General features: G+C 71.8%; 24 protein-coding genes. 11 read left to right on the forward strand and 13 right to left on the reverse strand.

What is annotated here, in order from left to right; genetic code table 11:
- Positions 1 to 113 precede the first annotated feature (113 nt).
- Positions 114 to 698 carry a helix-turn-helix domain-containing protein gene (locus tag VSH64_RS11145; RefSeq protein ID WP_326835465.1) on the forward strand — a complete coding sequence of 195 codons (585 nt, stop codon included), beginning with the start codon at positions 114 to 116 and terminating at the stop codon, positions 696 to 698.
- Positions 699 to 758: 60 nt separating this feature from the next.
- Here VSH64_RS11145 and VSH64_RS11150 read toward each other — a convergent pair whose 3' ends face one another.
- The gene (locus VSH64_RS11150; protein WP_326835466.1) at positions 759 to 1,307 is read right to left on the reverse strand and encodes a carboxymuconolactone decarboxylase family protein; all 549 of its coding nucleotides are present in this window, start codon (positions 1,305 to 1,307) and stop codon (positions 759 to 761) included.
- Between the two features lie 119 nt (positions 1,308 to 1,426).
- Between VSH64_RS11150 and VSH64_RS11155 the strand changes: the two genes are divergently transcribed.
- A complete protein-coding gene (locus VSH64_RS11155) occupies positions 1,427 to 2,014 on the forward strand; it encodes a CGNR zinc finger domain-containing protein (protein ID WP_326835467.1) in 588 nt (195 codons plus the stop codon).
- Between the two features lie 22 nt (positions 2,015 to 2,036).
- On the opposite strand, the gene VSH64_RS11160 is transcribed toward VSH64_RS11155, so the two are convergent.
- The 5 genes from VSH64_RS11160 to VSH64_RS11180 form a co-directional block, all read right to left on the reverse strand.
- Positions 2,037 to 3,626 carry an ABC transporter ATP-binding protein gene (locus VSH64_RS11160; protein WP_326835468.1) on the reverse strand — a complete coding sequence of 530 codons (1,590 nt, stop codon included), beginning with the start codon at positions 3,624 to 3,626 and terminating at the stop codon, positions 2,037 to 2,039.
- Between the two features lie 11 nt (positions 3,627 to 3,637).
- Positions 3,638 to 4,510 (reverse strand): ABC transporter permease, encoded by an 873-nt coding sequence (locus VSH64_RS11165; protein ID WP_326835469.1) that lies wholly within the window; start codon positions 4,508 to 4,510, stop codon positions 3,638 to 3,640.
- Complete coding sequence (locus VSH64_RS11170) at positions 4,507 to 5,463, reverse strand: ABC transporter permease (protein WP_326835470.1); 957 nt, start codon at positions 5,461 to 5,463, stop codon at positions 4,507 to 4,509. The genes VSH64_RS11165 and VSH64_RS11170 overlap by 4 nt, the downstream gene beginning before the upstream one ends.
- A gap of 3 nt (positions 5,464 to 5,466) precedes the next feature.
- Complete coding sequence (locus VSH64_RS11175; protein ID WP_326835471.1) at positions 5,467 to 7,098, reverse strand: ABC transporter substrate-binding protein; 1,632 nt, start codon at positions 7,096 to 7,098, stop codon at positions 5,467 to 5,469.
- Between the two features lie 134 nt (positions 7,099 to 7,232).
- On the reverse strand, positions 7,233 to 9,017 hold the full coding sequence (locus VSH64_RS11180; RefSeq protein WP_326835472.1) for a gamma-glutamyltransferase family protein: 1,785 nt from the start codon (positions 9,015 to 9,017) through the stop codon (positions 7,233 to 7,235).
- A gap of 70 nt (positions 9,018 to 9,087) precedes the next feature.
- Between VSH64_RS11180 and VSH64_RS11185 the strand changes: the two genes are divergently transcribed.
- A complete protein-coding gene (locus tag VSH64_RS11185) occupies positions 9,088 to 9,960 on the forward strand; it encodes a LysR family transcriptional regulator (RefSeq protein WP_326835473.1) in 873 nt (290 codons plus the stop codon).
- Here VSH64_RS11185 and VSH64_RS11190 read toward each other — a convergent pair.
- On the reverse strand, positions 9,953 to 10,408 hold the full coding sequence (locus VSH64_RS11190; protein WP_326835474.1) for a hypothetical protein: 456 nt from the start codon (positions 10,406 to 10,408) through the stop codon (positions 9,953 to 9,955). The genes VSH64_RS11185 and VSH64_RS11190 overlap by 8 nt on opposite strands.
- A gap of 304 nt (positions 10,409 to 10,712) precedes the next feature.
- Complete coding sequence (locus tag VSH64_RS11195) at positions 10,713 to 11,084, reverse strand: cupin domain-containing protein (RefSeq protein ID WP_326835475.1); 372 nt, start codon at positions 11,082 to 11,084, stop codon at positions 10,713 to 10,715.
- A gap of 178 nt (positions 11,085 to 11,262) precedes the next feature.
- On the opposite strand from VSH64_RS11195, the gene VSH64_RS11200 reads away from it, so the two are divergent.
- The 3 genes from VSH64_RS11200 to VSH64_RS11210 all read left to right on the forward strand — a co-directional run bounded on the left by VSH64_RS11200 (position 11,263) and on the right by VSH64_RS11210 (position 14,294).
- Positions 11,263 to 12,696, forward strand: coding sequence for an aldehyde dehydrogenase (locus tag VSH64_RS11200; RefSeq protein ID WP_326835476.1), 1,434 nt, complete (start codon positions 11,263 to 11,265; stop codon positions 12,694 to 12,696).
- A 69-nt stretch (positions 12,697 to 12,765) separates the two neighbouring features.
- Positions 12,766 to 13,845, forward strand: a complete 1,080-nt coding sequence (locus tag VSH64_RS11205; RefSeq protein WP_326835477.1) for a helix-turn-helix transcriptional regulator — start codon at positions 12,766 to 12,768, stop codon at positions 13,843 to 13,845.
- Between the two features lie 95 nt (positions 13,846 to 13,940).
- Positions 13,941 to 14,294 carry a hypothetical protein gene (locus tag VSH64_RS11210; RefSeq protein ID WP_326835478.1) on the forward strand — a complete coding sequence of 118 codons (354 nt, stop codon included), beginning with the start codon at positions 13,941 to 13,943 and terminating at the stop codon, positions 14,292 to 14,294.
- A 13-nt stretch (positions 14,295 to 14,307) separates the two neighbouring features.
- Here the strand turns inward: VSH64_RS11210 and VSH64_RS11215 are convergent, their stop codons facing one another.
- Positions 14,308 to 15,264 (reverse strand): DUF1152 domain-containing protein, encoded by a 957-nt coding sequence (locus VSH64_RS11215; protein ID WP_326835479.1) that lies wholly within the window; start codon positions 15,262 to 15,264, stop codon positions 14,308 to 14,310.
- Between the two features lie 82 nt (positions 15,265 to 15,346).
- On the opposite strand from VSH64_RS11215, the gene VSH64_RS11220 reads away from it, so the two are divergent.
- On the forward strand, positions 15,347 to 15,475 hold the full coding sequence (locus VSH64_RS11220; RefSeq protein ID WP_326835480.1) for a hypothetical protein: 129 nt from the start codon (positions 15,347 to 15,349) through the stop codon (positions 15,473 to 15,475).
- 3 nt (positions 15,476 to 15,478) lie between these two features.
- Here VSH64_RS11220 and VSH64_RS11225 read toward each other — a convergent pair whose 3' ends face one another.
- Positions 15,479 to 16,315, reverse strand: coding sequence for an NAD(P)H-binding protein (locus tag VSH64_RS11225; protein WP_326835481.1), 837 nt, complete (start codon positions 16,313 to 16,315; stop codon positions 15,479 to 15,481).
- A gap of 259 nt (positions 16,316 to 16,574) precedes the next feature.
- On the opposite strand from VSH64_RS11225, the gene VSH64_RS11230 reads away from it, so the two are divergent.
- Complete coding sequence (locus VSH64_RS11230; RefSeq protein WP_326835482.1) at positions 16,575 to 16,778, forward strand: hypothetical protein; 204 nt, start codon at positions 16,575 to 16,577, stop codon at positions 16,776 to 16,778.
- A gap of 12 nt (positions 16,779 to 16,790) precedes the next feature.
- Here VSH64_RS11230 and VSH64_RS11235 read toward each other — a convergent pair whose 3' ends face one another.
- The 3 genes from VSH64_RS11235 to VSH64_RS11245 form a co-directional block, all read right to left on the reverse strand.
- Positions 16,791 to 17,624: an EamA family transporter gene (locus tag VSH64_RS11235; RefSeq protein ID WP_326835483.1), complete on the reverse strand. Its 834-nt coding sequence runs from the start codon at positions 17,622 to 17,624 to the stop codon at positions 16,791 to 16,793.
- Between the two features lie 53 nt (positions 17,625 to 17,677).
- On the reverse strand, positions 17,678 to 18,493 hold the full coding sequence (locus VSH64_RS11240; RefSeq protein ID WP_326835484.1) for an Fpg/Nei family DNA glycosylase: 816 nt from the start codon (positions 18,491 to 18,493) through the stop codon (positions 17,678 to 17,680).
- A 116-nt stretch (positions 18,494 to 18,609) separates the two neighbouring features.
- A complete protein-coding gene (locus tag VSH64_RS11245; protein ID WP_326835485.1) occupies positions 18,610 to 18,735 on the reverse strand; it encodes a hypothetical protein in 126 nt (41 codons plus the stop codon).
- A gap of 283 nt (positions 18,736 to 19,018) precedes the next feature.
- Here VSH64_RS11245 and VSH64_RS11250 point away from each other — a divergent pair, with 283 nt between their 5' ends.
- The 3 genes from VSH64_RS11250 (at position 19,019) to VSH64_RS11260 (ending at position 23,342) form a co-directional block, all read left to right on the forward strand.
- Positions 19,019 to 20,353, forward strand: coding sequence for a lactonase family protein (locus VSH64_RS11250; RefSeq protein ID WP_326835486.1), 1,335 nt, complete (start codon positions 19,019 to 19,021; stop codon positions 20,351 to 20,353).
- Positions 20,354 to 20,541: 188 nt separating this feature from the next.
- Complete coding sequence (locus VSH64_RS11255) at positions 20,542 to 21,942, forward strand: FAD-dependent oxidoreductase (protein WP_326835487.1); 1,401 nt, start codon at positions 20,542 to 20,544, stop codon at positions 21,940 to 21,942.
- A 164-nt stretch (positions 21,943 to 22,106) separates the two neighbouring features.
- A complete protein-coding gene (locus tag VSH64_RS11260) occupies positions 22,107 to 23,342 on the forward strand; it encodes a beta-propeller fold lactonase family protein (RefSeq protein WP_326835488.1) in 1,236 nt (411 codons plus the stop codon).

Genomic DNA, 23,342 nt, shown 5'->3' on the forward strand with positions numbered 1-23,342 from the left:
CGCTCGGGTCAACCGGCTCTCCGGCAACGGATTCGTCACGGCGGCACGGACGCTTGTTCACGGAGGCGGACGCGGCTTCCAGAAAACTGGACGATCGGGTACCGTCCCCGGGCATGGTTACCGGGTCGCTCGACGAAGCCGTTCCCGAGATCGGCCCGTACCTGCGCGCGTGCCGCAAGCGGCGCGGCCTTTCGCTGCAGCAGGTCGCCCTCGCGACGGGGATCTCCAAATCGTTCCTGTCCCTGGTGGAGAACGGCACCAACGACATCGCGTTCGGCCGGCTGCACCGGCTGCTCACGCTCTACGGGGTGGACCTGGCCGACCTGATGCCGGCCCGCGACCCGGAAGAGGGCATCGTCGTGCGCGCCGGCGAACGGCAGCGCGTGTACAGCCCGGCCGACGGCATGAGCGTCTACCTGGCTTCGCCCGACACGCGGCGCACGCTGCTGTCGGGGATCGCCGTGCTGGAGCCCGGCGCGGTGATGGCCGAGGACTCGGTGCACGACGGTGAGGAGTGGGTGCACGTCGTGCGGGGTGCGGTGCGGCTCACGCTCGACGGCGGGGAGTCCGAAGTGGACCTCGCGGCCGGCGACAGCGTATACCTGCGCACCGGCCGGCGGCACCGGTTCGCGAACACCGGGGACGTGGGCGCGGAAGTGATCACCGTGTTGTCGCAGGGCGGTTTTCCCACCGCCTGACGGTGGTTCGAGCGCCGGAAAGGCCGGGCCCGCGACAGTGCGGACCCGGCCTTCGCTCGATCACACGTGCTGGTGCGGCTGCACGACCGGGAACTCGTTGGCGGTGTCGGCGACCAGGTTGAAGTAGTTCGTGAGGATGTTGAGGGCCAGGTTGCCCAGGACCTCACCGATCTCCGCGTTGGTCACGCCGGCCGCGCGGGCGGTGTCGAGGGCGCTCTCGTCGATGGTGCCGCGGCCGCGGGCGATCGTGTCGGAGAGGGTGAGCAGGGCGGCCACGTGCTCGTCGGCCGAGTCGGCGTGGCGGGCGCGCGCGGTTTCGTCGGAGTCGAGCTTGGCGACCTTCGTGGCGAGCATGGTGTGCGCCGAGAGGCAGTAGGTGCAGCGGTTGTATTCGGCGGTGGCGAGGGCGAGGCGTTCGCGCACCGCGGCGGGCAGCACGCCGCCGGCCAGTGCGCCGGACAGGCCGAGGTAGCCCTTCAGCAGCGCGGGGCTGCTCGCCATGGTCTTGGCCATGTTCGGGATCGAGCCCACGTTCTTCTTCACCTGCGCGAGCAGCTCCGCGGCCTGGCCGGTGGCGTGCTCGAGCTCGATCTGGGGCAGCGTCGACATCTCTGAACCTTCCTAATGCTTGGGGAACTTGCATCCGTTAGATGAAGGTGTCATGGGCTGACGCCGGTCGTCAAATGGTTGTGACGCAGACTTCCATTAGGAAGTGCTAACGTGGAGGCATGACGACCGCTGTGCTCCTCGGCGAACCGCTCGTGGTGGAGCTGATGAACACCGTGAACGCCGGGCGCGACGGCGTCACCGACGCGCTCACGGACGACGCCGACGTCGCGAGCTGGCTGGCGGCGATCGCGCCCCGCCTGGAGCGTGAGGCCGGCCTGGTCCTCGACGGCGATCCGGGTCCGGTCGCCGAGCGTCTGCGGACCTTGCGCGATGCCCTGCGCGTGCTCGCCGCGGAGGCCACGGACGACCCGCGCCCGGTCGCCGTCGACGTGGCCCGGTCCGAGGCGCTGGCCACGCTCAACGAGCTCGCGCACACCCGCGCCGAGCTCGTCTGGCCCGAGAACGGCGAGCCGGCCCGCGTGCTGCGTTCACCCGGTGCGCCGGCCGAGCGGGCGCTCGCTTTCCTGGCCCACCAAGGGATCGACCTGTTCGGCGGCGAGCAGCGCCACCGGCTGCGCGCGTGCCTCGCCCCGAACTGCCTGCTGTTCTTCGTGAAGGACCACTCGCGTCGCGAATGGTGTTCCGCCGGCTGCGGCAACCGGGCCCGGGTGCAGCGGCACTACCAGCGGCACCACGGCAAGAACTGACGGAAACCAGGGCCCCCGGCCGTCAGGGCGTGGCGGCCGCCGCCCCGGGAACCGCGTCCAGCAGCTGGCGCGTGTACGGATCCGCCGGCGCCGACAGGACCTCGCCGACCGGCCCGTGCTCCACGACCCGCCCGTGCCGCATCACCAGCACGTCGTGCGCCAGCGACCGGACGACGGCGAGGTCGTGGGAGATGAACAGGTAACTGAGGCCGAGCTCGGCCTGCAAGGTCCGCAGCAGGCCGAGAATCTGGTCCTGCACCAGCACGTCGAGCGCCGACACGGCCTCGTCGCACACGACCAGGCGCGGGCTCGCGGCCAGCGCCCGGGCGATGGCCACTCGCTGACGCTGCCCGCCGGAGAGCTCGTGCGGGTACCGCTGGGCCAGCGCGCCCGGCAACGCCACCTGGTCGAGCAGCTCGGCCACGCGGGTGCGCCGCGTCGCGCGGTCGCCGACGCCGAAGGTGCGCAACGGCTCGGTGATCAGCCGCTCGACCGTCCACATCGGATCGAGGGAGGCGTACGGGTCCTGGAACACCGGCTGCATCGCTCGCCGCGCGGCTTTGAGGCGGGCGCCGCGCAGGCCGACGACCTCCGTGCCGTCGAGGCGGATCGTGCCCGACGACGCGGGCATCAGGCCCAGCACCAGGTGCGCGGTGGTGGTCTTGCCCGAACCGGACTCGCCGACGATCGCCGTGGTGCGGCCCTGCCCGACGGTGAACGACACGTCGTCCACCGCACGCAGTGCGCCCCCGCCGCCGCGCACGCGGTACTCCTTGGCCACGTGCGACACCTCGAGCACCACGTCACCGGCCGTCGCGGCCTCGTTGAGGGGTCCGGTGAGCGAAGGCGCCGCGGCCACCAGCCGCCGGGTGTAGGTTTCGCGCGGTTCGGTCAGCACGCGGCGCGCCGGGCCGGTCTCCACGATCTCGCCCTCGGACATCACCACCACGCGATCGGCCCGGTCCGCCGCCAGCCCCAGGTCGTGGGTCACGAGCAGCAGCGCCGTGCCGAGCTCCTGCGTGAGCTTCTCGAGGTGGTCGAGGATCTGCCGCTGCACGGTCACGTCGAGCGCCGAGGTCGGCTCGTCCGCGATGAGCAGGTCGGGCCGGCACGCGAGCGCGATCGCGATCAGCACGCGCTGGCGCAGGCCGCCGGAGAACTCGTGCGGGTACTGCTTCGCGCGCCGCGCCGGCTCGGGGATGCCGGCCTCGCCGAGCAGCTCCACCGCGCGCGCCCAGGCCTCCCGGCGCGAGCAGACCCGGTGCGCCACCAGGGTTTCGGCGACCTGGCGGCCCACCCGCGCCACGGGGTTGAGGTTCGACATCGGGTCCTGCGGCACCAGCCCGATCTCGCGCCCGCGCAGGCGGCGCAGCCGCTTCTCCCCGGCGTGCGTGAGGTCCTCGCCGCGCCACCGGATCGCGCCGGCGGTGACGCGGCCGGAGCCGGGCAGCAGGCCGATCACCGCGTGCGCGGTGGTGGACTTGCCCGAACCCGACTGGCCGACCACCGCGACCCGTTCGCCAGGCGCCACGCTCAGGCTCGTGCCCCGCACGGCCGCGACGGCACCGAAGGACACTTCGAGGTCGCTGACTTCCAGGAGCGGTTCGGTCATCGTGGCCCCCTTCACCGCGCGCTCTTCGGGTCCAGCGCGTCGCGCAGGGCGTCGCCGAACAGGTTGAACCCCAGGCAGATCACGGCGAGCGCGATCCCGGGGAAGATCCCCGGCCAGGGTGTGCGGAACAGGTACTGCTGCGCGTCGGACAGCATGATCCCGAGGCTGGGCGCGGGCGGCTGGATGCCGAGGCCGAGGAACGACAGCACGGCCTCGCCGATCACCGCCACCGGCATGATCACCGTGGCCTGCACGATGATCGCCGAGGCCGCGTTGGGCAGCACGTGCTGCCCGAGCACGCGCCACGGCCCGGCGTGCATGGTGTGCGCGGCGAGCACGAAGTCGGTTTCCTTGAGCCGCAACGTGTCCGCGCGCACCACCCGCGTCATGGTGGGGATCTGGGCGATGCCGAGGGCGATCGCGGCGTTGGTGAGGCCGCCGCCGTTGATGGCGGCCAGGCCGACGGCGAGGATGAGGAACGGGAACGCCAGCATCAGGTCGGCCAGGCGCGAGATCAGCGCGTCGAGCCACCGCCAATAGCCCGACAGCAGCCCGAGCGGCACACCCACGACCACGGCGAACAGCACCGACAGCGCGCCGACTTCGAGTGACGCGCGAGTGCCGTAGAACACGCGGGACAGGATGTCGCGGCCGAGGTCGTCGGTGCCCAGGGCGAACCCGACGGTGCCCGGTTGCTGGAACGGTGTTTCGAAGTGCACCTCGGTGGGAGCGTAGGGCGCCAGCAGCGGCGCGAACACCCCGGCGATCACCACGATCAGCAGCAGCACACCCCCGATCACGCCGAGGGGGTTGTGCAGCAGGCGCCCGAGCACCCGGCCGTGGGCCCGGGCCAGGGGTGCGGGGGTTTCGGCGGCGATGGTCATCGGGTCCTCCCGGAGACTCGCAGGCGTGGGTCGATGACCGTGTAGAGGAAGTCGACGAGCAGGTTGATCACGATGTAGGCCGAGGTGATCACGAGGACCACCGCCTGGATCACCGGGTAGTCGCGGGTGAACACCGAGTCGAGCGTGAGCTTGCCGATGCCGGGCAGGCTGAAGATCCGCTCGGTGACCACGGCGCCGGCGATCAGCCCGCCGAGCTGCAGCCCGACGATGGTGGTGACCACGATGAGGCTGTTGCGCAGGCCGTAGCGGAAGATCACCGCGCCGCGCCCGAGCCCCTTCGCCCGCGCCGTGCGCACGAAGTCGGCCGTGAGCGTCTCGACCATCGACGAACGGGTCTGGCGCTGCACCACCGCCGCGTGGGTGAGCCCGAGGATCACCGCGGGCAGCGTGAGGTAGTAGATCCCGCGCAGCGGGTGGTCGAACGGCGAGACGTACCCGGACGCGGGGAACCACCGCAGCTGCACGGAAAGGTAGAGCACGGCGAGGATACCGAGCCAGAACGTGGGCACCGAGAGCGCGAACAGCGAGAAGCCGTTGGCGCCCCACTCGGGCCAGCGCCCGCGGAACACCGCCGCCACGACCCCGGCGAGCACGCCGACGAGCACCGCCACCAGCATTGCGAACACCGCGAGCTGCACCGTGACCGGCAGGGTCGCGCCGATCATCTCGCGCACGGGCGTGCCCGTGCGCACGGACTTGCCGAAGTCGCCGGTGAGCGCGTGGCCCACGAACTTGAAGTACTGCACGGGCAACGGATCGTCGAGCCCGAGCTGCGCCCGCACGGCGGCGATCGCGGCGGGGTCGGCTTCCTCACCGGCCATCGCGGTCGCCGGGTCGCCCGGCAGCAGGCGCACGCCGATGAACACCACGATCGACGCGAGCACCAGCGTCAGCGCCGACTGCCACAGGCGGTGGAGCAGGTAACGTGCCACGGCTCAGCCCTCCTGACCCGGGAGGAACGCGGCCTTGCCGAGCCGCACCACCCCGTCGGCGAACACCTGGATGCCAGTGACGCGGGTGGAATGCACGGTGAGGTTGCGGACCCGGTAGGTGTAGACGATCGGGTTCTGCTGCTGGATCAGCTGCACGGCCTGCCCGTACAGCGCGGCGCGCTGCTTCGTGTCCACGCTGCGCGCGGCGGAGGTGAGCAGGTTGTCCAATGTGGAGGAGTTGAAGCCGCCGTAGTTGCCGCCCGAGCCGGTGGAGAGGAAGCGGGCGGTGTTGGCGTCCGGGTCGATGCGGCCGGACCAGCCGAGCATCAGCGCGTCGAACGTGCCGCGCTTTTGCACGTCGAGCAGGGTCGAGTACTCCACCGGCACGATCTGCACGGCGAAGCCGCCTTCGGCGACGCTGGCCTGCAGGGCCTGGGCGTAGCGGAGTTGGTCCTGGGTGTTGGTCACCTGCAGCTTGATCGGGAACGGCACGGGCACGCCGGCCTGCTGCAGCAGCTGCCGCGACTTCGCCGGGTCGAACGGCGGGCAGGCTTCGGCGGCCGGTGACGAGTAGGGCGTTTTCGGGGCGATGGGGGAGCAGGCGGGGTCGAACCAGTTGTTGAACACGGTGTCCACGAGCGTCTGCCGGTCCAGGGCCAGCGAGAACGCCAGGCGGATGCGCGGATCGTCGGCCAGCGGGGTGCCGATGTGATTCGTGGGTTTGCCGACGCCGTCGACGTTGCCGGTGTTGAACGTGACACTCTGGTAGCCCAGCGAAGGCGACTGCAGCACCTTGAGGTCCGGGTCCTGGGCCAGCGCGTCGACGTCCTGAGGCGAGATCGTGTCGGCCACCTGGATGTCGCCGGAGCGCAGGTTGGCGGCGCGGATGTTGGCGTCGGTCATGATCCGGTAGGTGATCGTGTCGAGGTGCACGTCCTTGGCGTCGTAGTACAGCGGGTCGCGCTCGACGTCGATTTCGGTCTGCGGCACGCGTTTCACGAACTTGAACGGGCCGACGCACACCGGGTGGTCGCCGAAGTCGTCGCCCTCCTTGGTGAGCGCGGCCGGCGACATGATCATGCCCGCGCGGTCGGCCAGCGCGGCGGTGATCGGGGCGAACGGCTTCTTGTAGTGCAGCACGACGTGGCTCCGGTCGGGCGCGTCGATGCTGCTGATCGGACCCATTTCGCTTTTGCGCTGGGAGGTTTTGAGCTCGAAGTGCCGGCGCAGGCTGGTCGCCACCGCGGGCGCGTCGAACGGGGTGCCGTCGGCGAACACGATGCCGGTGCGCACGGGGATCGTCACGGTGAGGCCGTCGGGCGAGATCGCCGGCAGCGCGGTGGCCAGCTGCGGCACGACGGCGCTGGTGTCGTCGATGTCGTAGAGCTTTTCGCAGATCGTGGTCATCACGTAGCGCGTGTAGAGCGAGCTGGACGTGGTCGGGTCGAGTTTGTCGGGCTCGTTGGACAGGCCCATCACGAGGTCGCCGCCGTGCTGCGTCGGCCGGGTGCCGACCGGGGTGCCGAAGTCGTCGTGGTGTTCGCCGCGGGCGCTCGCGTGTTGCACGGGAACGCACGCGGTGAGAGCCGTCATCGTGAGCCCGGCCAGGATCAGGAGCGGGGACCGAGGAGACATGGCTCACAAGCTACGTCGGTTTTTCCCGCACTCCGTTTCCGCATTGTTAATTCGTGTTGAATCGTTATGTGCGGAAAAGGGCATGCCGAAAAGCGGACCCGCGGCGGGTCCGCTTTTCGGCGGGAATGGTTCTATTATCGGCCGGCGGCGTAACCCTGCATTCCCCGGGGGTTCGCCGCGGCCGAGAGGACACCGGTCTCCGGGTCGCGGGCGACCGCGCACAACCTCCCCTCGGACCACGGTTCTCCGACGGTCACGACGTGTCCGCGGTCCTCGAGCGAGGCGATCACGTCGGCGCCGATCCGCGATTCCACGGTGACGCTGCCGGCCACCATCGCGCGCGGGTAGAACGAGCCCGGGAAACTGTCGGTGTGCCAGTTGGGCGCGTCGATCGCGCCCTGCAGGTCGAGGCCGCTGCGCACTTTTTCGCGCAGCGCGACCGCGAGGAAGAAATGCGCGTTCCACTGGTCCTGCTGGTCGCCGCCGGGCGTGCCGAACGCCATCACCGGCACGCCGTCGCGCAAAGCGAGCGAAGGGGTGAGCGTGGTGCGCGGGCGCTTGCCGGGGGCCAGCGAGTTGGGCAGGCCCGGGTCGAGCCACGCCATCTGCAGGCGCGTGCCGAGCGGGAAGCCGAGGGTCGGGATGACCGGGTTGGACTGCAGCCAGCCGCCGCTCGGCGTCGCGGCGATCATGTTGCCCCAGCGGTCGACCACGTCGAGGTGGCAGGTGTCGCCGCGGGTGCCGCCGTCCTTGGCGACGGTCGGCTCGCCGGCGCCCACCGCGGTGGCCACGGCGCCGCCGTCCGCCACGAACCGGGCGTGCTTGCTCAGCCGGGGTTCGCGGCCGTCGGGGCTGCCGGGGCGCAGCTCGTGCGAGGCGCGTTCGCCGATCAGCTTGCGGCGGTTTTCGTTGTAGGCGGGGGAAAGCAGCGCTTCGATGGAGACGTCGGTGCTGTCGCCGTACCAGGCTTCGCGGTCGGCCATCGCGAGCTTCGTGCCCTCGATGAGGGTGTGGTAGTAGTCCGGCGTGGCGTAATCGAGGTCTTCGGGCAGCAGGGCGAGCTGCTGCAGCAGCGTGGGGCCCTGGCTCCACAGGCCGGCTTTCGCGACGGTCCAGCCGTTCCAGGTGTAGGAGACCGGGTCCTCGTAGGTCGCGCGGAAGCCGGCGAGGTCGTCGCCGGTCAGGGTGCCGGCGTGGCGCTCGCCGGAGGTGTCCATGGTGGGCTTCGCGGCGAACTCCGCGATGGCCTCGGCGATGAAGCCTTCGCGCCAAACCCGGCGGGCCGCGTCGATCTGGGTGTCGCGGCTCGATCCGGCGGCTTCGGCCTCGGCGATCAGGCGGCGCCAGGTGGCGGCGAGGGCGGGGTTCTTGAACAGCGCGCCGGCCGCGGGCGCGCGGCCGCCAGGCAGGTACAGCTCGGCCGAGGTGGTCCACTCGGTCTCGAACAGCTCGCGCACGGTCTCCACGGTGGTGCCGACGCGGTCCACCGCCGGGTGGCCGTTTTCGGCGTAGGAGATCGCGTACTTGAGGACCTCGCGCAGCGGCTTCGTGCCGTGGTCGTGCAGGAGCAGCAGCCACGCGTCGACCGCGCCGGGCACGGCGGCGGCCAGCGGGCCGGTGCCGGGCACGAGCTCGAGGCCGAGCGAGGTGTAGTGCTCGATCGTGGCGCCGGCCGGCGCGCCGCCCTGTCCACAGAGGACCTTCGGGGTGCCGTCCGCCGGGGCGACGATCATCGGCACCTCGCCGCCGGGGCCGTTGAGGTGCGGCTCGACGACGTGGAGCACGAACGCGGCCGCGACGGCGGCGTCGTAGGCGTTGCCGTCGTCTTCGAGCACGGCCATCGCGGCGGCCGAGGCGAGCCAGTGGGTGGACGACACCATGCCGAAGGTGCCCTGCAACGTGGGACGGGTCTGGAACATCCCTGCATCGTCGCGCGTGGGCGGGCGTACGTCAAAGACATGTGTGACACCATTCCGATAGCCTCACGCTATGGAACGACGGCAGCTCGAATACTTCGTCGCGATCGTCGAGCACGGCGGCTTCACCCACGCGGCGCGGGCGCTTCGCGTGGCCCAGCCGTCGCTGTCCCGCGCGATCGCCAAGCTGGAGCACGAACTCGGCGTGGCGCTGTTCCACCGCGTCGGCCGCAACGCCGTGCTCTCCAGCGCCGGCGAGTCCATGGCCGACCGCGCCCGGCTCGTGCTGCGCGATCTCGACGCCATGCGTGCCGCGGCCCAGGCCGTCGGCTCCGGCCTCGCCGGGCGCGTCGACGTGGCCGCCACCTCGTCGTCCGCGCTCGAACCGGTGATCAGCATCATCGCCGACCTGCGCGAACGGCACCCCGGCCTGCTCGTGAGCACGTCCGCCGCCCAGTCGGCGGCCGAGGTCGTGGCCATGGTCCTGCAGGGCCGCTGCGAAGCCGGCGTCTGCGGCAGCGCCGAACGCCCCGCCGGCCCCGGCCTCGTCGCCCACCACCTGCGCGACGAGGAGTTCCTCCTGGTCGCACCGCCCGGCTCGGGGATCGGCGCCACGGTCTCCTGGTCCGACCTGCGCGGCATGAGCTTCGTCGTCACCCAGCCGCCCACCGCCGTGCGCGCCCTCTTCGACCGCATCGCCGCGACCGTCCCGGACGTCTCCCTGGCCGCCGAAGTGGGCGACCGCAGCGTCGTCCTCCCCATGGTCCTGCGCGGCATCGGCTCCGGCCTGATGCCCGACGGCTGGACCGACCTGGCCCGCCGCGCCGGAGCGGAGGTGGCGCGGTTCACGCCGTCGGAACGGCTGCCGCAGTGGGTGGTGCACCGCTCGGGCCCGATCACGGCGGCGACGCAGGCGTTTCTGGACACGACGCTCGGGACTAGCTGAACTTCGCCGAAGCGACCATCCCGTCGAAAGCCGCGTCCTGCTCCGGAGTCGAAGCGTGTTCCACGATGAGGAGTTTGCTCTGCGGCAGCCACCACATGCGGATCTGGTTGTTTTGCGCCGGGTTCTGGCAGGTTTCCGAGAAGCGGCCGTACTCGGCTTTCTTCGGGCCGATGGGGGCGAAGCCGTGTTCGAGGACGGCGCCGCCGGTGGCCACCGAGGCGGCGCCGGGGTCGGAGGTTGGGGTGATGCAGCTGGGGACGTCCGTGCCGGGGTACCAGCCGTACGGGCGGGTGGAGCTGGGGAGGTTGATCAGGCCCGAGCCGGCGGCTTCGCGCAGGTCCAGGATCTTGCCGGCGCAGGCGAAGGTGGCCGATTGGAGGCAGCCTTCGTAGCCGGGGTCGCGGGATTCGACGGCGTACTGCGTGCCGGCGGGGAGGGTGACGGTCATGGTGGCGATGGTGGCGGTCACGCCGTCGGTCGAAGGGTAGGCGGGCGAAGACGGTGCGCGAGAAGGGGCGGAAGCCGGCGAAGAGGCCGAGGGCCCGACGTCGCCCAGGTCGCTGACGCCGCCCGGTTGCGCCCGTCCGGCCGTGGTCCGCGTGCATCCCGCCAGGAGCAAACCCAGCGCCAGCACCGCAAACCCGAGTCTTCTCCGCACCGCTGCCCCTCTCGTCGACGCCCCCCGGCACTTTCGACGCCGGGAGGCGCGGCCGGTTCCGTCCGAGGGGGAATCGGCGTGCGACGGCGAGGGGTTACGGGGCGGTCTTGCGCGCGCCGGCGGTGTCGATCGGGTACTGGACGTTGGGCTCGGCCTTGATGATCATCACCATCGTGTCCTCGAGCGAGGTCTCGACGTGCTCCTCGCCCGGCAGCACGAAGTAGAAGTCGCCGGCGCCCAGCTTGCGGGAGGCGCCCTCGCCGTCCCACTTCAGCGTGCCCTCGATCACGAACACCGCGACCCACGTCTCGTGCCGGTGGAGGCTCAGCTCGTGGTCCGGCGGCATCTTGACCAGCGAGAAGGACAACCCGTGGCCGTCGTACCAGAGCTTGCAGCGGTCGATGGCGTGGCCGACCACGTCCTCGTGGATCCAGTCGCGTTCCTCGACCTGCGTGAACTTCGGCATCTCGGGCTCCTTCGCTCGGCGGATTTCGTGAGCGTAGGCACGGCGGAGACCCCCGGCTGTCACACCGACGGGGACTTTCCGGGGCCGGCGAAGCGCGCCGCGAATGTCCCCGCGCGGGTGACACGAGCTGCGGAAACGGGGCCGTAGCTTCGAGCGATCCCGCAGAGAGGAACGGCGCGTGTACGAACACCTCTTCATCGACGGCGCCTGGGTGCGCCCGAGCTCCCCGGCCACGATCACGGTCAGCTCGGCCAGCACCGAGGAAGTGCTCGGCTCGGTTCCCGAAGCCCGCGAAGCCGACGTCGACGCTGCGGTGGCCGCCGCCCGGCGCGCGTTCGACGACCCCCACGGCTGGTCGCGCTGGGCGCCGGACCGCCGGGCCGCGGCGATGGAGAGCCTCGCCGCGCAGCTCGACCAGCGCACCGACGAGATGGCCCGGCGAGTGAGCAGCCAGAACGGGCTGCCCGTGACGATCGCGAAGCAGCTCGAAGGTGGCTTCCCGCGCGTGCTGCTGCGCTACTACGCCGATCTCGCCAAGAGCGCCTGCGAGGAGGAGACGCGCCCGCACCTGTTCGGCGGCACCACGACCGTGCGCCGCGAGCCGATGGGTGTGGTCGCGGCCATCGCGCCGTTCAACTTCCCGCAGACGCTCGCCTCGCTCAAGTACGCGCCGGCGCTCGCCGCCGGCTGCACGGTGGTGCTCAAGCCGTCGCCGGAAACGGTGCTCGACGCGTTCCTCTTCGCCGAAGCCGTGGCCGCGTCGGACCTTCCGCCCGGCGTGGTCAACGTCGTGCCCGGCGGGGGAGACGTCGGCGCGTACCTGGTGGCGCACCCGGGCGTGGACCGCGTCGGCTTCACCGGCTCGACCGCGGCCGGGCGCCGGATCGCCGAAACCTGCGGCCGTCTGCTGCGCCCGGTCACCCTGGAACTCGGCGGGAAGTCGGCCGCCCTCGTGCTCGACGACGCCGACCTCGACCTCGCGAAGATCGGCGAGGACCTGTACGCGGCGACGCTGCTCAACGCCGGCCAGACCTGTTACCTCGGCACCCGCGTGCTCGCGCCACGCAGCCGCTACGCCGAGGTGGTGGACGCCTTCGCCGCTTTCGTCACCTCGCTGCCGGTCGGTGACGCGCTGGACCCGGCCACGCTCATCGGCCCGATGGTGTCACGCGCCCACCGCGCCCGTGTGGAGCAGTTCATCGCCGCGGGCCGTGAGCAGGCCCGGCTCGTGGTGGGCGGCGGCCGGCCCGCCGGCCTCGACCGCGGCTGGTTCGTGGAGCCGACGCTGTTCGCCGACGTCCCGAACGACAGCGCGCTCGCCCAGGACGAGATCTTCGGCCCCGTGCTGGCCGTGATCCCGTACACCGACGAGGACGACGCCGTGCGCCTGGCCAACGACTCCGGATACGGCCTCGGCGGCTCCGTCTGGACGGCCGACCCCGAGCGCGGCCAGGCCGTGGCCCGGCGCCTGGACACCGGCTCGGTCGGCATCAACCGGTACCTGCCCGACCCCGGCGCGCCGTTCGGCGGCCGCAAGGCCAGCGGCGTCGGCCACGAACTCGGCCCTGACGCCGTCGCCACTTATCAGCGGTACCAGTCGATCTACTCTTGACGGCCCGGACTACCGGATGCGTGACCTGCGCGGATACCATCCCGGGAACCCTGCCCCGGGAGGCCGGCCGTGGTGATCGACGAGCCCGTGGACGGCCAGGCGCGCACCGGCGCCCTGGCCGGGCTCCTGCTCGCCCTGCAGAGTGCGCTCGACGTCCGGGAGGTGCAGGCCCAGTACCTCGACGCCGTGACGGGGCTCGTGGCGGCGACCGCGTACGGCTTCTCCCGCTTCGGCCCGCGGCTCACCCCGCTCACGGTGCTCACCCGCCGCGCGCCCGACGGCCTGGTGCCCGACTACCACCACCTCGGCGCGGGCCGCGATCCCGTGCTGGCCGCGGCCGTCACCGCCGCGTCGCCGGTGGACAACGCGTCGCTGATGTCACGAACGGCGTGGCAGGAGCAGTCGTTGTGCGGCGTGCTCGGCGGCCACGGCCTCTACCACTCGATGGTGGTGCCGCTGCTGCACGAGACGCGCGTGCTCGGCGCCCTCTACCTCGCCCGCACCGCCGCCGAACGCCCCTTCACCACTCGCGACCGGCTGGCGATGGCCTCGGCCAAGCAACACGTGGAGGCGGCGCTGCGGCGAGCCGTGCGCCACGAAGACCTCGAACAGCGCACCGCCCAGCTCACCTGGTCGCTCGACGAGCTCGACGTGCCCGTGTTCGTGACCACTGTGGACGGTGAGATCCTCTTCGAGAACAACGAGCTCGCCCGGCTGCGCCGCCTGCACCACCGCGCCGGGCCCCGCCTGGCCGAACTGCTGTCCCGCAACCTGCTCCGCCTGGCCGACGGCACGCACCGCGTCGCCGCCTCCTCGGGCCCGTTCGCCGCCGGCCGCGCCCGCCGCGAACCCGACCTGCTGCTCACGGTCCGCTCCACCCTCGCCCGCCGCGGCGGCACGGTCGTCTCCGTGGCCTTCGTCCGCCGCAAGGACGCGCCCGCCCCGGTGGAGCGCGCGCCGCTCTCGGCCCGCGAACGCGAGATCGTCGCGTGGGTCGCCGAAGGGCTCACCAACCGCCAGATCGCCGCGCTGGCCGTGGTTTCCGAGAACACGGTGCGCCAGCACCTCAAGCGCGTGTTCGCGAAACTCGACGTGCACAGCCGGGCGCAGCTCATCCAGGCGGTGTGGCAGGGCGGCCGGGAGGACTGAGGGCAACGGTTTCGACCCAGTTCGAATGCGTTGCGATCCCCGCCGCGCCACTGGCACCTTCGTAGGGACAGCGAAGCCGAAGGGGAGGGTCAGCCATGCGCCTAGCCGCAGTCGCCGCACTCGTGGTCGCCGGGGGAATCCTGCTGCCGGGCCTGGCCTCGGCGGCGCCGAGGGACTCGTTCTCGCTCGTCTGGGCGGTCCACGCGAGCGACGGCAACGACGTGAAGCTCTGGCGCGACGACCAGACCCGCGAACTGCACGGCGAACTGATCGGCCCGGCCCGCGGCGGAATCGAACTGTACGACGGCGGCACCCAGCGCATCGCCCGCGCCAGCCGACCCGGCGGCGGCGACACCAACACCAACGGCGGCGCCTACGGCCACTGGGCGGCGTGCGAGTTCCTGGGCATGCCCGAGCAGATCAGCATCTGCACCCTGCTCGCCCCGTGACCGTCCACAGTGCTCAGTGTGGCAACGACCGCCGGGGCCGGCGCTCCACGGTGTCGCGGTGGGCTTCGATCTCCAGCGCGACGTCGGTGGTCGTCACGGTGCCGGCGAGCCGGCCGAGGTAGCCGACGGACGCGGCGAGCGCGAGGAGGTCCACGGTGAAGTACACGCCCATCAACGGGTTCACGAACAGCTCGCTGCCGGTCGTGCGCCCGGTGAAGGAGACGTTGCCGAACTCGCCGCGCAGCGCGGCCGCGATCTGGCCGTTCACGATGCTCGGCCGCAGCGGCGTGCTCACCTGGGCGTGGGCGACCGCGTCGAGGTACGCCCGCGCCTCGGCCGAGGCGGACGGAATCGACAGCGCGCCGAGATAGGCCCCGACCCGGTCCAGCGCGGCGAGGTTCTCGAGCACGTGCGCGTGGCACACACCGTGGTAGGCGTCGATGCCGAAGCCGAGCGAGACCACCAGCCGCTCGCCGCCGTCCAGACCCGCGACGGCGGCGAGGCTCGTCATGTCCTCCTCCGGCGTGCCGAGGCCGGCTTCGTCGCCGAACAGCAGGATGTCGGTGCCGCCGTCGACGAGCACGATCGCGTCGATCCCCAGGTGCTCCACGAGGGAGGCGTACGCGGCTTGCAGCGGTTTCGCGCCGGTGCGGGCGAACGCGTACACCGTGGCCGGCAGCCCGCGCCCGGCCAGCCAGCGGGCGAGGGTGCGCTCGGGGAAGTAGTCGTCGCTGCCGGCCGAGCGCGGTCCGACGGCGGCGACGCCCGGCGCGAGCCAGTCGTCGAGGTCGAGCGCGGTGAGGTCGCTGAACGCCAGACCGGCCAGGTGCACCTGCTTGCCCTGCTCCCGCAGCGCGAACGCCAGCGGCAGCCCGGCATACACGTCGAAGCCGCCGCCGGCGCCGGCCACGAGAACCGAGGATGCCTGGCGCAGCCGGGTGAACAGCGGGGGCTCGCTCAGGGAGAACACCCGGCGAGCCTACCGAGCGGAACCCGTTCCGCAGAGCCATTTTAACCGGCGCTCACCGCCTCTGCCGCCAGCGGTCACGCACTTGAGTGCTTCGCTGCAACAGGAGTTCGGCGCGGTGAGCGTGACCAGCCTCGAACCCGGCCTCACCCGCACCGAACTCGGCGCGCACATCGACGACGCGGCACACACGCAGCAGCGGCAGCGGTCCTGACGCCTAGCCGAACACCGCGCGGTGCCGGCGCACGAAATCCGCGAGGTCGGAAGCCGGCCGGCCCGTGAGATCGGCGACGGTCGTGGTCACCGTGCCGGCGCCGCCGGTGCGGTAGGCGCGGGCGACGTCGACGAGCGCGTCGGCGTGGAACTGCGGCACGCCGCGGCCGAGCAGGGCCGCGCGTGCCTCCTCGTCGGGCAGGCCGCGGTACCGAATGGGCCGGCCCAGCACGGAGGAGAACACCTCCGCCGCCTCGGGGTAGGTCAACGCGGCCGGTCCCGTGAGGTCGTACACGCGGCCGTCGTGCCCGTCGGTGGTGAGCACAACAGCGGCCACGCGCGCGATGTCGGCCGCGTCGACGAAGCTGATCGGCGCGGTGATCGCCGGGAAGCCGAACTCGCCCGCGGCCCGGATCGAGCGCTGAGCCAGGAAGTTCTGCTGGTAGAAGTTCGGCCGCAGGATCGTCCACGCCAGCCCGGACGTGCGCAGTGCCTCCTCGACGGGCCGGTGCGGGCGCGCGACGGGCGAGCGCTCCTCGTCGGCCCGCCACACGGACAGCTTGACCACGCGGGCGCCGAGGGTTCGCGCGGCGTCGAGCATCGCGAGCTCGTGGCCGGTCTGCGCCGGGCTTATCGCGCCGAGCAGGAACACGGTGTCGACTCCGGCCAGCCCTGGTGGCAGTGTCTCGGGCTTGCCCAGGTCCAGCGTCACCGCCGGTTGCCCGGCCGCGATCGCGCGCGCGGTTTTGTCCGGGTCCCGATAAGCGGCGAGGGCGTCCGTGCCGAGCAGGCCGATCAGCGCCGAGCCGACGTTGCCGCTCGCGCCGGTCACGAGGATCACGGCTTGCCGCCGAAGCCAGGGCGCCGGGCCACGTCGAGTCCGACGCTCGCCCGGTCCGGGTCGACGCCCGGCGGGCCGGGCAGTGCCGCTCGGTCGGCGTGGTGCGCCATCCGGGTGCCTCCTCGGCGGGTGGGGCGGGCTCGGTGGTGAGGGTAGGCCATCAGCGCGGGCGACCGAGTGAGCAACTTCCGCCAGATCAGCGACCACTATCTGACGCAGAGGGCGCGCGCCGCGAGAACTTCAACGGCACGCCGCTCGTTTGGCTGCTCACGGTGCAGCGCACCGAGCACCACGGTCCGCTGACCGGGCTCGGCAGATCCTCGGCTTCGGCGACGCCGCGGAGCCCACCCGCGCGGCCGAGGCCGAGGCGAACTCGCCCTACGCGTCGGTGAAGGACCAGCCGGAGTACGCGCGGGAGCAGGACGTGCGCGACGAGTACTTCAAGCAGGCGGACCCGGCCTGACGCCGGGCACGGTCACGGCTGGCCGAGCGTGATGGCCGCGACCCCGGCCGCCGCGATCACCAGGCCGGCGGCCTGCTTGCGGCTCCAGCGTTCGTGCAGCACGCCGCGCGCGAGCACGATCGTGATCGCCGGGTAGAGGGACGTGATCACCGCGACCACGGCCAGCTGGCCCGCCCCGGTCGCGGCCACGAACAGGAGGTTGGCCGCGCCGCCGAGCACACCGGCGGCGGTGGCCGGCCACCACGCGCGGGCCCAGGTGGCGGGGCGCAGCCAGATCACGGCGAGCAGCAGCAGGACGACACCCACCGCCTGACCGGCGACGAGCGGCCAGCTGCCCGCCCCGGTGCCGGCGCGGTCGAGGCCGATGAACAGCACCCCGAACCCGGCGCCGGCCGTGATGCCCTCCACGACGCCCGAGCGCGTGCGACCGGCGTCGTCGCCGCTGTGCTGCGACACGAGCGCGATGGCCGGCAGCACGAGCACGATGCCGAGCCACGAAAGCCAGGTGAGGCGATCGCCCGTCGCGAATCCGACGAGCGCGGGCAGCGCGGCCGCGAGCACCGCGGAAACGGGTGCGACCACGCTCATCCGCGCGGTGGCCAGCCCGCGGTACAGCGAGAACGTGCCGACGGCCGTGCCCAGCCCGCTCACCGCGCCCCACGCGAGTTCGCCGGCGTGCGGCGCCCGCGGGCCCATCACGAGCACCGCCAGCAGCGCTGCGAGCAGGCTCCACGGCTGCGCGAGTACCGTGACCGCGTTCGGGTCACCGCGCCGCCCGCCGACGCCGGCGACGAAGTCGGACGCGCCGTAGCTCAGCGCGGACAGCAGCCCCAGGAGAACACCCACGGCCCCCATTCTGCCGATTTCCGGCGCCCGGCCGTCGCGGCGGGTCCCGGAGGTCAGCCTCCGTGGGGCAGCAGCTGCTCCGCGGTGCACCACCAGGTGGTGCGGCCGCCGACCTTCCCGCGGGTCATCGGCGCGTGGTCGCGCGGGCACGCCGCGCCGGGTTTGCGGAACGGGATCACCGTGAGGGTGTGCACGCCGCCGTGGTCCAGCGCCGCGGTCACCGAGGCCCGGGTGGCGCGCAGCAAGCGGTCCACGGCGGGGCGGTCGAGCTCGTCCACGGGGTGGGCGGGGTGCACACGGGCGCGCCACAGGATCTCGTCGGCGAGCAGGTTGCCGATGCCGGCCAGGGCGTGCTGGTCGAGCAGCCGCGCCTTGATCGGCGCGGTGCCCTTGGTCACGGCGGCGCGGAACTCGGCGGGGGTCACCGACGCGGCGTCGGGACCGAGCAGCTCCACCGGCGGGTCGAGCGTGATGCGGCCGAGGCGGCGCGGGTCGACGAGCATCATCAGGCCGCCGTCGTCGAACGTGAGGGAGAACCGCGACCAGCGGTAGTCGCCCTGCACGCGGCGGCCTTCCCAGTAGTCGCCGCCGTCGATCTCGGTGCCGTCCGGGTCGGCGATCACGATCTTGCCCGACATGCCCAGGTGCACGCCCAGCGCCGGGCCGCCGTCGCCGGTGTCGCACCACAGCGACTTGCCCCGCCGGTGCGCCGCGGTGAGCCGCCGGCCGAGCAGCGCTTCGCGGATCTGCCCGGGCGGGTGCGGCCGGCACACGTAGGAATCGGTGTCGTCGACCTCGACGATCAGCCGGCCGAGCGCGGCCCGGTCGATCACCGTTCGGGCCGATTCGACCTCGGGCAGCTCCGGCACGGCTCACTCCCGGACTCAGGTGGGCAACGGCCCACGCGGATGCGGACGGCGACCATTGTCACCGAATGCCGGGCCGGTGCCCCGCGAGCCCCGCGGATCACCGGCCCGGCCAGGGCTTACTGGCAGGCTTCGCAGTCGGGGTCGTCGATGCGGCAGGCCGCACCGTCGGTGAGCTCGAAGTCGAAGTCGTCGAGCGCGGGCACCGGCAGCACGGGCTGCTCGGGTGCGGTGGAGGCAGTCATGTCTCTCCCTCGGGTCGGTTCAGTGGTCATCTGTCTGTAGCGCCGAAGATCGTCCGGCATTCCGTGACGCGGGCCACACGCCCACCTCTTGAGCGTCGGCCGCGCTCGGATTCTTACCGCGCCATTCCCGAGAACCGCCTCTGAGGCCATTCCCGAATTCCTTATGGGTCGGTAATATATTACCGTTCCTTTCGAGTTCTACCGCCGCCTTTCCCTGCGCCCCTATGGTCGTGCTCAGCCACGTCGGAACATTCGCCGGACGTGGACAAGGGAGGAATTTCTCATGAGCAAGTCTTCGTCGCGCCGGGTGGTTCGCACGGCGCTGGCGGCCGCGGCGCTGGTGCCGTTCGCCGCGGTGTTCGCGGGGGGCACCGCGTCGGCGGCACCGGCCTCGGACTGGACCCGGCCGGGGTCGGTTTTCGTGGGTACCAACCACAACAACAGCAGCGATCCGAGCGAGCCGGGCAACCAGATCGCCTACTACCACCGCGGCAGCGACGGCAAGCTGACGCTGGTCGGCAAGTTCGCCACGGGTGGCCAGGGGTCGGGCCCGGGGCAGCGCTTCGCCGGTGACGGCCTCGGTTCGGGCAATTCGGTCCGGCTCACCGCCGACCACCGTTTCCTGCTGGTGACCAATGCCGGCAGCAACACCCTTTCCGTGTTGCGGATCCTGCCGGATCGCCTTCAGGTGGTGGACGTCGTGCCGACCGGCGACGGTTCTTCTTCGCAGCGCTTTCCGAACAGCGTCACACAGCACGGAAACGTCGTTTACGTCCTCAACGCCTCGGGCCAGGGCAGCATCACCGGCTTCCGGCTCGGGCTCGACGGCCGGCTCACCCCGATCGCCGGCTCGACCCGGCAGCTGCAGGCCGCTCAGGACCGCTTCGCGCCCGACGCGCTGAAGGACCCCACGCAGGTCGCGTTCAGCCCCGACGGCCACCACCTGGTGGTGTCCATCAAGGACGGCCCCACCAACGCCGTGATCCCGGGCGCCGACCCGACCGGCCCGGGCCGTGTGCTGACCTTCTCCGTCGACTCCGCCGGCCGCGCGAGCAAGGACTTCGTCCGCACCGACTTCGACAACCGCGGCCCGTTCGGGTTCTCCTTCGACAAGGCCGGCAACGTCGACCTCGCCGAGTTCGTGGGCGGCGGCGTGGAGGACGGCCACCCGACCGGCGCGGCGGGCAGCTACCGCCTCGGCCGCGACGGGCACCTGACCCCGATCAGCACGGCCGTGGCCGACCACCAGATCGACACCTGCTGGGTCGTGAACAACGGCGAATACGCCTTCGGCTCGAACTACACCTCGGGCACGATCTCCAGCTGGAAGGTCGGCAAGGACGGCAGCCTCACCCTGCTGCACGAGGTCGCCGGCACCACGGACAAGTCGGCCAACACGCAGGGCAGCACCCCGCTCGACCTCGGCGTGAGCCCGGACGGCCACTACCTCTACAACGTCCTGCCCGGCTCCGGCAAGCTCGCCGCCTGGAAGATCGGCGCCACCGGCGAGCTCACCAAGATCGGCGAGTTCGGCGGCCTGCCCCAGACGGTGAACGGCGACCACGCCCCGAGCGACTTCAGCGCGCTCGGCAGCCCGGCCGGCATCGACGTGATCTGAGCCCCGAGCTCGGAACCCCAGCCCGGACCGGCCGGCTGTCCCGCCGGCCGTTCCGGGCCCGGCCCGTCGATGCCCCGGCGACGCACCGGGGTGGCCGGCCGGGGTGTTCCTCGACGCGAGCCACCGGTGAAGAGGGCAGGGTCGGCCCGGACCGCGTTGTCCGACTCCTGCGCAAAGGGCCTCACACCATGGAAACCGTCGAGAACTCGCTCCGGGCCGACCTCCTCGTGATCGGCTTCGGCAAGGGCGGCAAGATCGCCGCCGGCACCATGGCCCGGCTCGGGAAGCGGGTCGTGGTGGTCGAGCAGTCGCCGGAGATGTACGGCGGCACCTGCCCCAACGTCGGCTGCGTGCCGACGAAGGCACTCGTGCACCGCTCGCGCAACCGGCGGCCGACCGACCCGCCGCAGGAGTGGTACGAGCGCGCCGTCGGCGAGGTGCACGCCATCACGTCGCTGTTCCGCAAGGGCAACTTCGACGGCATGGACGGCCTCGAGACCGCGAGCGTCCTGACCGGGCACGCGGAGTTCACCGGCCCGGACACCGTGGTGGTGGACACCGCCGACGGTCCCGTGACCGTGCGCGCCGAGCACATCCTGATCAACACCGGGTCCACGCCGGTGATCCCTGACATTCCGGGCCTGCGGGCCAGCGAGTACCTGGTCACCAGCACCGACCTGATCCACCGCACCGAGCTGCCGAAGCGGCTGGCGATCGTGGGCGGCGGTTACCTCGGCATCGAGTTCGCCGCCATCTACCGCCGGTTCGGCTCCGAGGTCACGCTCTTCGAATCCACCTCGCGCATCCTCGACCACCTCGACGACGACGTGCAGGGCGTGGCCGAGAAGATCCTCGTCGACGAGGGCATCGAGATCGTGACCGGCGCCAACGTGACGCGGGTCGAGGACGGCGCCGGCGAGGCGATCGTGCGGTACATGCACGACGGACGCGAGCGCACCCTGGCCGTGGACGCCGTGCTGGCCGCCGCGGGGCGCAAGCCGGCCACCGACGGCCTCGGGATCGCCGCCGCCGGCGTCCGCGTGACCGCCCGCGGCGCGGTGGAGGTGGACGAGTACCTGCGCACGAGCCGCCCGCACATCTTCGCGCTCGGTGACGTGAACGGCGGGCCGCAGTTCACCTACATCTCGCTCGACGACAGCCGGATCGTGCTCGACCAGCTGCTCGGCGAGGGCAAACGCGCCACCACCGACCGGGTCGCCGTGCCGCGCACGCTGTTCATGACGCCGCCGCTGGCCATGGTCGGCCTCACCGAGCGGGAAGCGCGCGACGCCGGCCACCGGATCAAGGTCTCGAGCCAGGCCGTCGCCGACATCATCGCGATGCCGCGCGCCTACGTGGTGGACGAGACACGCGGCGTGATGAAGTTCGTGATCGACCTGGACACCGACGAGATCCTCGGCGCGGCGCTGCTGAGCGTCGACGCGCAGGAGCTGATCAACACCGTCGCGCAGGCCATGCGCCACGGCATCACGGCCACGCAGCTCGGCGAGGCGATCTACACGCACCCGTCCTCCACCGAGGCGTTCAACGACGTGATCGCCGCCGTGGTGCGCAGCGACGCCGAGTAGCCGACTACCCCGCGAAAGCCCCCTTCGTCCACATCGGACGAAAGGGGGCTTTTTCGTTGCCGCGCGGGCGAAACCACTGGGGTGCCCGGCCCGGGTGCACCCGGACGCGACGCGGGCGCGGCCCGGGCAGGCTCTCACCCGACGACCGGAAACGGAGAACGACCATGCCAGCTACTCAGGCCGCCGGCCACCTCTACCTGCAGACCAACGAGATCAAGAACGCGATCATCCACTACTCGCGCGGCGCCGACGGTGCCCTGGCCGAAGTGGAGCGCGTGCCCACCGGTGGTGGCGGGTCCGGTGTGTACAAGCCGATCAGCGGCCAGGAGAGCGCGCCGAACGCCTTCGAGGCGGCGGGCAGCGTGATCCTCACGGCGGACAAGCAGTTCCTCTTCGCCACCAACGGCGGTGACAACTCCGTGTCCAGCTTCTCCGTCGGCGACGACGGCAAGCTGACGCTGCTCGACGTGAAGCGCACCGGCAACATCGTGAGCGGCCGCAGCGGCACCGCGAAGTCGCTCGCGTTCTCGCCGGCCACCAGCACGCTCTACGTGCTGCACTCCTTCGGCCCCGACCACGTGCGGCTGATGACCGTGGACCCCGAAGGCCGGCTCACCGCGCGGCCCGAGGGCTACACGGTGAACACGCCGGACAAGCCGCTTCGCGTGTCCACCATGGTCGTGCTCTCGCCCGACGAGCGCTTCCTCGTGGTCGGCACCACGTTCGACGAGCCGGCGGAAGCCAACCCCGACGGTTCGCCGATCCTGTGGGCGGACCAGGGCGACGGCACGAAGAAGTCCGTGGCGTCCAACGCGCCCGACCCCGACGGCATCGTCGTGTTCGCGCTGCAGCACGACGGCTCGCTCGGCGACGGGATGTTCCAGGACGGCGGTGGCGGTTCGCCGTTCTACCCCGCGTTCCTGCACCACCGCCCGGACCACTTCGTGATCGGCTACGCCGTGGCCGACGGGGTCGCGTTGGCCAAGCTCGACGACCGCGGGCAGATCGGCACCGGCCCGGTCGTGAAGATCGACACCAGCGCCGGCCTGCCCTCGGAGCTGTGCTGGCTCGCGGTCTCGCCCGACGACAAGTGGATCTTCGCCACGAACTTCGGCTACGGCAACATCTCCAGCTTCCGCATCGACGGCGACGTCGTGTCCTTGGTCCACGACAACGCCTGCCCGAAGGTGCCCGGCGACGGCACGTTCCGCGCGCTCAACGGCACCGTCAGCAGCGGCCCGAGCGACAACTGGCTCACCCCGGACGGCGGCCACCTGTACCAGATCTACGCGAACGCCTCGAAGCTCGTGGGCTACGCCGTGCAGTCCGACGGTTCGCTGAGCGAGGTCACCTCCGCGGAGATCCCGTACAACAGCCCGCAGGGCCTGGCCGGGTTCTGA

Origin of the sequence: Amycolatopsis rhabdoformis (assembly GCF_035918295.1) — a bacterium.
GTDB classification, from domain to species: domain Bacteria; phylum Actinomycetota; class Actinomycetes; order Mycobacteriales; family Pseudonocardiaceae; genus Amycolatopsis; species Amycolatopsis rhabdoformis.

Excerpts from the sequence above, each read along its gene's own strand:
- VSH64_RS11245 (WP_326835485.1), bottom strand. The coding sequence starts at position 18,735 with ATGACTGCCTCCACCGCACCCGAGCAGCCCGTGCTGCCGGTGCCCGCG.
- VSH64_RS11165 (WP_326835469.1), bottom strand. The coding sequence starts at position 4,510 with ATGACCATCGCCGCCGAAACCCCCGCACCCCTGGCCCGGGCCCACGGC.
- VSH64_RS11160 (WP_326835468.1), bottom strand. The coding sequence starts at position 3,626 with ATGACCGAACCGCTCCTGGAAGTCAGCGACCTCGAAGTGTCCTTCGGT.
- VSH64_RS11210 (WP_326835478.1), top strand. The coding sequence starts at position 13,941 with ATGCGCCTAGCCGCAGTCGCCGCACTCGTGGTCGCCGGGGGAATCCTG.
- VSH64_RS11185 (WP_326835473.1), top strand. The coding sequence starts at position 9,088 with ATGGAACGACGGCAGCTCGAATACTTCGTCGCGATCGTCGAGCACGGC.
- VSH64_RS11255 (WP_326835487.1), top strand. The coding sequence starts at position 20,542 with ATGGAAACCGTCGAGAACTCGCTCCGGGCCGACCTCCTCGTGATCGGC.
- VSH64_RS11260 (WP_326835488.1), top strand. The coding sequence starts at position 22,107 with ATGCCAGCTACTCAGGCCGCCGGCCACCTCTACCTGCAGACCAACGAG.
- VSH64_RS11180 (WP_326835472.1), bottom strand. The coding sequence starts at position 9,017 with ATGTTCCAGACCCGTCCCACGTTGCAGGGCACCTTCGGCATGGTGTCG.
- VSH64_RS11155 (WP_326835467.1), top strand. The coding sequence starts at position 1,427 with ATGACGACCGCTGTGCTCCTCGGCGAACCGCTCGTGGTGGAGCTGATG.
- VSH64_RS11145 (WP_326835465.1), top strand. The coding sequence starts at position 114 with ATGGTTACCGGGTCGCTCGACGAAGCCGTTCCCGAGATCGGCCCGTAC.
- VSH64_RS11150 (WP_326835466.1), bottom strand. The coding sequence starts at position 1,307 with ATGTCGACGCTGCCCCAGATCGAGCTCGAGCACGCCACCGGCCAGGCC.
- VSH64_RS11250 (WP_326835486.1), top strand. The coding sequence starts at position 19,019 with ATGAGCAAGTCTTCGTCGCGCCGGGTGGTTCGCACGGCGCTGGCGGCC.
- VSH64_RS11190 (WP_326835474.1), bottom strand. The coding sequence starts at position 10,408 with ATGACCGTCACCCTCCCCGCCGGCACGCAGTACGCCGTCGAATCCCGC.
- VSH64_RS11175 (WP_326835471.1), bottom strand. The coding sequence starts at position 7,098 with ATGTCTCCTCGGTCCCCGCTCCTGATCCTGGCCGGGCTCACGATGACG.
- VSH64_RS11195 (WP_326835475.1), bottom strand. The coding sequence starts at position 11,084 with ATGCCGAAGTTCACGCAGGTCGAGGAACGCGACTGGATCCACGAGGAC.